The sequence below is a fragment of the Streptomyces sp. NPDC089915 genome (assembly GCF_040684675.1).
GTDB lineage: Bacteria > Actinomycetota > Actinomycetes > Streptomycetales > Streptomycetaceae > Streptomyces.
The window spans coordinates 47,776-55,677 of the sequence record NZ_JBFBGN010000037.1; the positions used below are offsets into that span (position 1 = coordinate 47,776).

Below are 7,902 nucleotides of genomic sequence, written 5' to 3' on the forward strand. Positions count from 1 at the left end.
CCCCCCTCAGGCCTCCCGGCCCCCGCGCCCGCCCCTGTAGGGTCCCAGCGGAACCGACCGCCCCCGAACCGCCCCGAGGAACACCGTTGATCGACGTGCACCGGCTGCGCGTGCTGCGCGCCGTCGCCGACCACGGCAGCTTCAACCGGGCCGCCGCGGCCCTGCGGCTGACCCCCTCGGCGGTCTCCCAGCACATCGCCGCGCTGGAGCGGGGCCTCGGCCACCCGGTGGCCGAGCGCAGCACGCGCGGGGTCACGCTCACCGAGGCGGGCCGGCTGCTGGTGGAGACGGCCGAGACCGTCACCGCCGAACTGGACCGGGTCCGCGCCCGGATCGACCGGCTCGCCGCCGGCCGGCCCCGGCTGACGGTCGCCACCTTCACCAGCGGGGGCCGCCACCTGCTGCCGGGAGCGCTGGCCTCCTTCGTCCGCACGCACCCGGAGGTGGAGCTGACCGTGCTGGAGGCCGAACCGGAGGCCTCGCTGCCGATGGTCCGCTCCGGTGCGGCCGACCTGGCCCTGGCCTACCACTTCGACGGCCCGCTGCCCTCCGGGACGGGTCTGTCCTGGCTGCCGCTGCTGGAGGACCCGCTCTACGCGGTCCTGCCGGCCGGGCACCGGCTGGCGGAGCGGGTGGAGGTGGAGCCGGCCGAGCTGGCGGCCGACCGGTGGGTACTGGGCTGCCTCAAGACGGAGGCCTTCCTGCGCCGCTACGCGGACCGGGCCGGTTTCGAGCTGCGGATCGCCGCCTCCACCACCGACTACTTCTTCGCCCAGACCCTGGTCGGGGCGGGCGTCGGCGTCGCGCTGGTCCCGCACATCGCCCTGGCCCCGCCCGCCGGCTCCGCCGTGGTCCCCCTCGCCCCGCCCCGCCCGGCCCGCCACCTCGGCGTCGCCGCTCCCCCGCGCGCCCCGCAGCCGTACGCCCGGGCCCTGGCGGACGCCCTGCGCGCCTCGGTGGGCTACGGGGGACCGGGGACGTAGGACCCGGAACGCATGCGCGGGCAGGGGCCCCGCGGCTAGGTTCCGGTCCCATGCAACGACGACCGCTCGCACTGGTACTCGACGTCCTGCTCATGCTGGTCGGCGCCCTCCTCGGGATCGCGACCAACTACGCCACCAACGTGGAGGGCGAGGTGCCTCTCCCGCTGCGGCTGCTGCGCCAGTGGTCGATACCCCTGGTCGGGATCGGGCTCCTCGCCCTGGTCGGCGGCCAGTTGTGGCTGCGCTGGCTGGAACGGCGTCCCGTGGCCGTGCCGGTGGCGTGGACGGCCGGGCAGCCCCCGTACCCGGGGCTGGAGGCCTTCGGGGAGGAGGACGCGGCCGTGTTCTTCGGGCGGGAGCGGGAGACGGCCGCGCTCGTCGGCCGGCTGCACCCGGCGGTCCCGGCCCGGGCCCACCGGTTCGTGACGGTGGTCGGTCCCTCCGGCTCCGGCAAGTCCTCGCTGGTCCGCGCCGGGCTGCTGCCCGCGCTGACCGGGCGCCGCTCGCGCTGGACCGCGTACCCGGCGATCACCCCCGGCACCGATCCGGTCGGCGCGCTGCGGCGGGCGCTGGACGGCGTCCCGGCCGACGGGCGGCCCCGGGTGCTGGTGGTGGACCAGCTGGAGGAGCTGCTGACCCTGTCGGGCCCGCGCGAGCGGACCGCCTTCGCCGCCGCGGTGCGCGAGGAGCTGGCGCGCCGGCCGGGGCTGTGGCTGGTGGGCACCCTGCGCTCGGACTTCCTGACCGGCCTCCTGGAGGACGAACTCGCCTTCCTGGTACGGGACCCGGTGGCCATCGGGGCGCTGGAGCGGGAGGCGCTGCACGAGGTCGTGGCGCGGCCCGCGGCGGCCGCCGGGGTCTCCTTCGAGGCGGGCCTGGTGTCCCGGATCGTCGACGACTGCGGCGGCGGCGACGCGCTGCCGCTGCTCGCCTACACCCTCCAGGAGCTGTACCGGCTGGCGGGCGGTCCGGGTTCGGTGATCGGGTACGCGCACTACCGGGAGGTGGGCGGGGTCGCGGGGGCGCTCGTCGGACAGGCCGACCGGATCCGCGCCGAACTGCTCGGACCGGACGGGTGGGAGGGGGCGGGGCCGGACCCGGTGGTGCGGACCCTGCTGCGGCTGGTGACCGTCCAGGGCGAGGAGCCGGTCCGGCGGCGGGTGGCCCGGGCCGAACTGGCGCCCGCCGAGCGGGAGACGGCCGACGCGTTCGTCGCGGGCCGGCTGCTGACCTCCGACGCGGGCGTCCTCGATCTGGCCCACGAGGCGCTGCTGCGCCGCTGGCCGCCCCTGCGCCGGGCCGTCGCGGACCACGTCGGGCAGCTGCGGCGGCGCGGCGAGTGGGAACGCTGGGCCCGGGAATGGGACTTCGCCGGCCGGGGCGAGTCGTTCCTGCTGACCGGCGAGCGGCTGGCGGCGGCCCGCGCCTGGCGGGAGCAGGCCCCCGCCGGGCTGGAGCCGTCGGCGCTGGCGGCCGAGTACGTGGAGCGCAGCGCCCGGGCGGACGGCGCGGCCCGGGCGCGCACCGCGGACGCGGTGGCGGCCCGGGTGCTGGAGAGCCGGGAACCCGAGACGGCCGTCGCGGTCGCCCTCGCGGCGGCCACGGAGTGGGCGCCGACCCCGGCCGTCCTCCAGGCGCTGCGGACCGCCCTGGACGGCTCCCTGCTGCGGGCGGTGCGCGGGGGCTTCGGCGCGGCCGTGACCGGCGCCGCCTGGTCCCCCGACGGGGCGCGGCTCGCGGCCTGTTCGCAGGACGGGCTGCTGCGGGTCTGGGCGGCGCGCGGCCTGGAGGAGGGGCCCGGGGAGGAGGGCGAGGGGGAGGCCCCGCCGGTCGTCCTCGACGTACCCGGCGACCGGCCCCGTACGGTGGCCTGGTCGCCCGACGGCGCCCTGCTGGCCTGCGCCACCGGGGACGGGCGGCTGACCGTCTGGGACACCGCCTCCTGGCGGCGGGCGGCGGCCCTGCGGCAGCCGGGCGCCGGGGGCGGGCACGGCGAGGGGCTCGCCGCGCTGGCCTTCTCCCCCGACGGGACCCGGCTGGTGTCGGCCGGGGCGGACGGGGGGCTGCGGCTCTGGGACACGGCCCCTTCACCCCGGCCGGAACCCTGGACGGCCCGCACGGGACGCCGTGGTGCGCGGCCTGGTCGCCCGACGGCTCCCGGATCGCCGCCGCCGGGGAGGACGGGGCCGTACGGATCTGGCCGGCGGCCGGCGGCGCGCCCCTGACGGCCGGCGCCGCCCACGGTGACGCGGTGCGGGCCCTCGCCTGGTCCCCCGACGGCGCCCGGCTGGCCTCCGCCTCCGAGGACCGTACGGTCGTCGTCCGGGACGCGGCCACGGGCCGGGGGCTGCGCGCCCTGACCAGCATGGACAAGGTCGACTGCCTGGCCTGGTCCCCGGACGGCACCCGGCTCGCCGCCGGCGACCGCCACCGCAACGTCCGGATCTGGGACCTGGAGGCCGACCCCGGAGCCGACGGGGAGGGGACGGCCCTCTGGATCACCGGGCACCGGGACTCGGTGCGCGCACTCGCCTGGACCCCGGACGGACGGCGGCTGGCCACCGCCTCCCGCGACCGGACGCTGGCCGTCTGGGAGCCGGCCGCGCCGCCCTCCGTCCTGCGCGGGCACACCGACTCGGTGTGGCAGAACGCCTGGTCCCCGGACGGCGGCCGGGTCGCCAGCGCCTCGGAGGACGGGACCGTACGGCTGTGGCCCGCACCGGAGTTCGGGCCGCCGCGCGTCCTGGCGACGGGGCAGTGCGGGGACCTCGCCTGGTCCCCGGACGGATCGCTGCTCGCGGTGGGGCGGCGCGACGGCACGGCGGCCCTGTGGCGGCGCGACGGGACCCCCGCGGCCGAACTGCCCGGCGGGCACGGCTCGGAGGTGTCGGCGGTGTGCTGGTCACCGGACGGCAGCCGGCTGGCGACCGCCGGGCGCGACGGTCTCGTCCACGTCCGGGACGCGGCCGGCCGGGCGCCCGCGCGGGTGCTGCGCGGGCACGACGACTGGGTGACGGGCGCGGACTGGTCGCCGGACGGGAGGCGGCTGGCCACCTGCGGAACGGACCGGAGGATCGTCGTCTGGGACGTGCGCACGGGTGAGCGGCTGCGCACCCTGGAGGGGCACGGGGACCAGGTGTGGCAGGTGGCCTGGTCGCCGGACGGGCGCCTGCTGGCGACGGGGTCCCGGGACCGCACCGTCCGCCTGTGGGCCCCGGACGCCGACGGGGCCGCCGCGGCGGTCGCCGTGCTGGCCGGGCACGACGACCGGGTCCAGGACGTCGCCTGGTCCCCGGACGGCACCCGGCTCGGCTCCGTCTCCCGGGACCGGACGCTGCGGCTGTGGGACCCGGCCGCGGCCGCGCCCGTCGCCGTCGTAGGACTGCACGCCGACTGGGTCAACGGGCTGTCCTGGTCCCCCGACGGCACCCGGATCGCCACGTCCTCGCGCGACCGCACGGTCCGCCTGTGGACCCCGGCCGCCCCCGGCTCCGCCGGACGGCTGCTGCGCCTGGCGGCGGGCCGGGTCCTGCACCCGCCGACGCCGGAACAGCGCCGAAGCCACCAGCTGCCGCCGCCGGAGCCCGTCCCACGGCCACGCGGGTGAAGTGGGCCGCGGCGCCGGTTCCGGGCCGGGGGAAGGCCCGTTGGAGGGTCGTGAACACCCCCCCATAGACTCGATGGAAACCGCCCTTCCGGGCCCCCTCGGCGCCCCTGCGCAACCGGCCGGTCCGCCGGTCCCCCGCATCCGGTCCGCCCTCGACGGCGGGGTCCTCTCCGTCCGGCTGGCAGGGGAGTTCGACCACTTCAGCTGTCTGCCCCTGCGGGCCCTCCTCGACGAGGGCGCCGCCCTCGGCGCCCGCCGGCTCGTCCTCGACGCGGCCCGCGTCACCTTCTGCGACTCCTCCCTGGCGCACCTCCTGGACCGGTGGACCGGCGGCGGCCGCTCCTGGGAGCTGCTCTCCGGCTCGCGGTCCGTCCGGCTGCTGCTGGACCTCTGGGACCGGGTGGGCCGGGCGGACGGCGCCCCGGGGCCGGGGTGAGGGCGTCACTTCCTCGGTCCGGGTGTCGTTAAGGCGCTCGGGGCTGATTCGGGGGACGAAGGGATGGCGTGAATGCGGCAGTTTCCGCTGGAGATGCACCATGTGGCGCCGGGGCGCCTGGTCGAGTGGCGGTTGCGCTCGACGACCGCTCCGGGCGCGGCGGACCGGAGGGCCTCGTTCAACCAGGACAAGCACTTCACCGTCGCCGAGGAGAGCCGCGCGGACGGCGACCGGGTCGCCTCCTGGGTGGCCGTCACCTTCGAGGTCGGGGGCGCGCTCGACGAAGAGGTGCTGGCGCGGGCCCTGCTGGGCTTCGTCCAGCGGCACGAGGTGCTGCGGTGCGAGTTCCTGCGGCTGGCCGGGGAGGTGTCGTGCGCTCCCCTGCCGGCCGGCGAACTCGCCCTGGAGGCGCACGACGTGGCGGTGCACGGTTCGGCCGAGCGGCTGGGGGCGTTCCTGTCGGAGCGCTTCCAGCGGAGCATCGACACCCTGTCCTGGCCGCTGTTCGTGATGGGCGCGGTGGTCCGCCCCGAGTCCTCGACGGTGTACCTGGCGTTCGACCACATCGTCTGTGACGGCATGTCGATGCCGGTCGTCGCCCACCAGGTGCTCACCGCGTACGAGGCGCTGCTCCGGGGCGAGGAGCCCGTGCTCCCGCCGGCGCCGAGCTACCTCGACTTCGCCGACGAGCAGCGCCGCCGCTACCTGTCGATCGACGCGGACGACGAGCGCCTGGGCTACTGGAAGTCCTTCATCGAGCGCAACGGGGAGTTCTTCCCGCGCTACCCGCTGGACCTGGGCGTCGAGCCGGACCGGATGTACCCGATCGTCAACGAGGCCTCGTGGCTGCTGGACGCCGCCGAGGCCGAGGTGTTCGAGAAGGTGTGCCGGGAGACCGGCGCGAAGCCGTTCATGGGTCTGCTGGCGTCCGTCGCCGTGTGTCTGCGCGAGGCCGGCGGGCCGGGCGTCTACCGGGGGTTCATGCCGGTCAGCGAGCGCGGGCGGGAGAAGTGGAACGACTCGGTGGGCTGGTTCGTCAACACCCTGCCGATCGAGTTCGACGCCTCCCCCGGCAAGGACTTCGCCCAGGTGGTGGCCGGGGTCGGGGAGGGCTTCCGGGAGATGATGCGGCACCTGGACGTGCCCTTCGTACGGGCCTGGGAGCTGCTGGCGCCGGAGGAGTTCGCCCTGCGTTCCTGGCCGTACGCGGTGAACTTCTTCTCGTACATCGACATGCGGCGCTGTCCGGGCGCCGAGCGGCACGAGGAGTGGCGGCCGACCACGCACGTGTGGTCGGCGACGGGCAACGGGACGTGTTCGTGGTTCCAGCGGGACGCGGACGGGCTGCACATGAACTCCCTGTACGTGGACACCCCGGCCGCGCGGCGCACGATGGACGACTTCCAGGAGGCGCTGCGCCGGACGGTGCAGTGCGTCGCCCGCACGGGCGGCTTCCGCAGGCCGGTGGGGCTGACGGCCCCGCGCCGGCCCGAGCCGGATCCGCGGGCGGCGGCGCGGGCGGCGGGGGTCAGGGGCTGACGCCGGGGAGGGCGGCGGCGCGCGCCAGCAGCAGGTCCCGTTCGCGGGCGTTGCGGGCGAGGGAGGCCGCCCTCTCGAACTCGGCGCGGGCCTCCGGTCCGCGTCCGAGCCGCTCCAGCAGGTCTCCCCGTACGCTCGGCAGCAGGTGGTAGGAGCGCAGGGCGGGTGCCCCGGCCAGGGCGTCGACCAGCGGCAGGGCCGCCTCGGGGCCCTCGGCCATGGAGACGGCGACGGCCCGGTTCAGCTCGATCACCGGGGAGGGGATCAGGGTGACGAGGCGTCCGTAGAGGGCGGCGATGGCCGTCCAGTCGGTGTCCTCGTAGCGGACGGCGGCCGCGTGGCAGCCGGCGATGGCGGCCTGGAGGGCGTAGGGGCCGCTGCCGGCGCGGCCGAGGGCGTCGACCCCGCGCCGGATGAGGAGCCGGTTCCAGCGGGAGCGGTTCTGGTCGGCGAGGAGGACCGGTTCGCCGTCGGGGCCGGTGCGGGCGGCGGTGCGGGAGGCCTGGAACTCCAGCAGGGCGGCGAGCCCGTGCACCTCGGGTTCCTCCGGCATCAGGGCGGCCAGCTGCCGGGCCAGGCGCAGGGCGTCCTCGCAGAGGGCGGGGCGCAGGAGGTCGTCTCCGGCGGTGGCCGCGTAGCCCTCGTTGAAGATCAGGTAGATGACCTCCAGGACGGAGGCGAGGCGCTGTGCGCGGTCGGCTCCGCAGGGGACCTCGAAGGGCACTCCGGCCTTGGCCAGGGTCCGTTTGGCACGGACGACGCGCTGGGCGACGGTGGGCTCGGAGGCCAGGAAGGCGCGGGCGATCTCCTGGGTGGTGAGCCCGCCGACCAGGCGCAGGGTGAGCGCGATCCGGGCTTCGGTGGCGAGGACCGGGTGGCAGGCGGTGAAGACCAGCCGGAGCAGGTCGTCGTCGATGTCGTCCGGGTCGGCGGGCTCGGCGGGGGGCGGTACGTCCTCCAGGGAGCGGCCGACCTCGGCGAGTTTGCGGGCGTAGGTCTCCCTGCGGCGGACGAGGTCGACGGCCCGGTGCCGGGCGGTGGTCATGAGCCAGGCGCCGGGCCGGTCGGGGATCCCCGAGGCGGGCCACTGTTCGAGGGCGGCGACCAGGGCGTCCTGGGCGAGTTCCTCGGCGATGCCGACGTCCCGCACGATGCGGGCGACGCCGGCGATGATCCGCGCGGACTCCATCCTGAACACCGTCTCGACCGCCCGGGCCGTGGTCACTGCCGTCACGGCCACCCATCAGAGCATTCGGGGCCCGGCGGGGCAAACGCGGCGCGGGACGGCGTACGCGTCGAGCGCGAGCGGCTCGGCGGTGCGGACGACGACGCGGCCG

5 protein-coding genes and 2 pseudogenes are annotated in these 7,902 nt (G+C 77.1%); 6 read left to right on the forward strand and 1 reads right to left on the reverse strand.

Translation table 11 applies throughout. The annotated features are described in order from the left end of the window. The first annotated feature begins 86 nt into the window (after window positions 1–86). The 6 genes and pseudogenes from AB0O29_RS14440 to AB0O29_RS14465 all read left to right on the forward strand — a co-directional run bounded on the left by AB0O29_RS14440 (window position 87) and on the right by AB0O29_RS14465 (window position 6,565). Complete coding sequence (locus AB0O29_RS14440) at window positions 87–983, forward strand: LysR family transcriptional regulator (protein WP_365151327.1); 897 nt, start codon at window positions 87–89, stop codon at window positions 981–983. Between the two features lie 92 nt (window positions 984–1,075). Then, window positions 1,076–3,019 (forward strand): annotated as a pseudogene (locus AB0O29_RS14445) (AAA family ATPase); the annotation flags it as partial. Between the two features lie 68 nt (window positions 3,020–3,087). After that, a pseudogene (locus AB0O29_RS14450) lies at window positions 3,088–3,132 on the forward strand (hypothetical protein); the annotation flags it as partial. Window positions 3,133–3,234: 102 nt separating this feature from the next. Beyond that, on the forward strand, window positions 3,235–4,590 hold the full coding sequence (locus tag AB0O29_RS14455) for a hypothetical protein (RefSeq protein WP_365151341.1): 1,356 nt from the start codon (window positions 3,235–3,237) through the stop codon (window positions 4,588–4,590). A gap of 73 nt (window positions 4,591–4,663) precedes the next feature. Then, window positions 4,664–5,026: an STAS domain-containing protein gene (locus AB0O29_RS14460; protein WP_365151330.1), complete on the forward strand. Its 363-nt coding sequence runs from the start codon at window positions 4,664–4,666 to the stop codon at window positions 5,024–5,026. Window positions 5,027–5,098: 72 nt separating this feature from the next. After that, window positions 5,099–6,565, forward strand: a complete 1,467-nt coding sequence (locus tag AB0O29_RS14465; RefSeq protein ID WP_365151332.1) for a condensation domain-containing protein — start codon at window positions 5,099–5,101, stop codon at window positions 6,563–6,565. Here the strand turns inward: AB0O29_RS14465 and AB0O29_RS14470 are convergent. Continuing rightward, window positions 6,555–7,754, reverse strand: a complete 1,200-nt coding sequence (locus AB0O29_RS14470; protein ID WP_365151344.1) for an RNA polymerase sigma factor — start codon at window positions 7,752–7,754, stop codon at window positions 6,555–6,557. The two genes, AB0O29_RS14465 and AB0O29_RS14470, sit on opposite strands and share 11 nt — an antisense overlap. Window positions 7,755–7,902: the final 148 nt, after the last annotated feature.

What these genes read in the sequence shown, in the direction of transcription:
- AB0O29_RS14460 (WP_365151330.1), top strand. Translation starts at nt 4,664, where the DNA reads ATGGAAACCGCCCTTCCGGGCCCCCTCGGCGCCCCTGCGCAACCGGCC.
- AB0O29_RS14465 (WP_365151332.1), top strand. Translation starts at nt 5,099, where the DNA reads ATGCGGCAGTTTCCGCTGGAGATGCACCATGTGGCGCCGGGGCGCCTG.
- AB0O29_RS14470 (WP_365151344.1), bottom strand. Translation starts at nt 7,754, where the DNA reads ATGGAGTCCGCGCGGATCATCGCCGGCGTCGCCCGCATCGTGCGGGAC.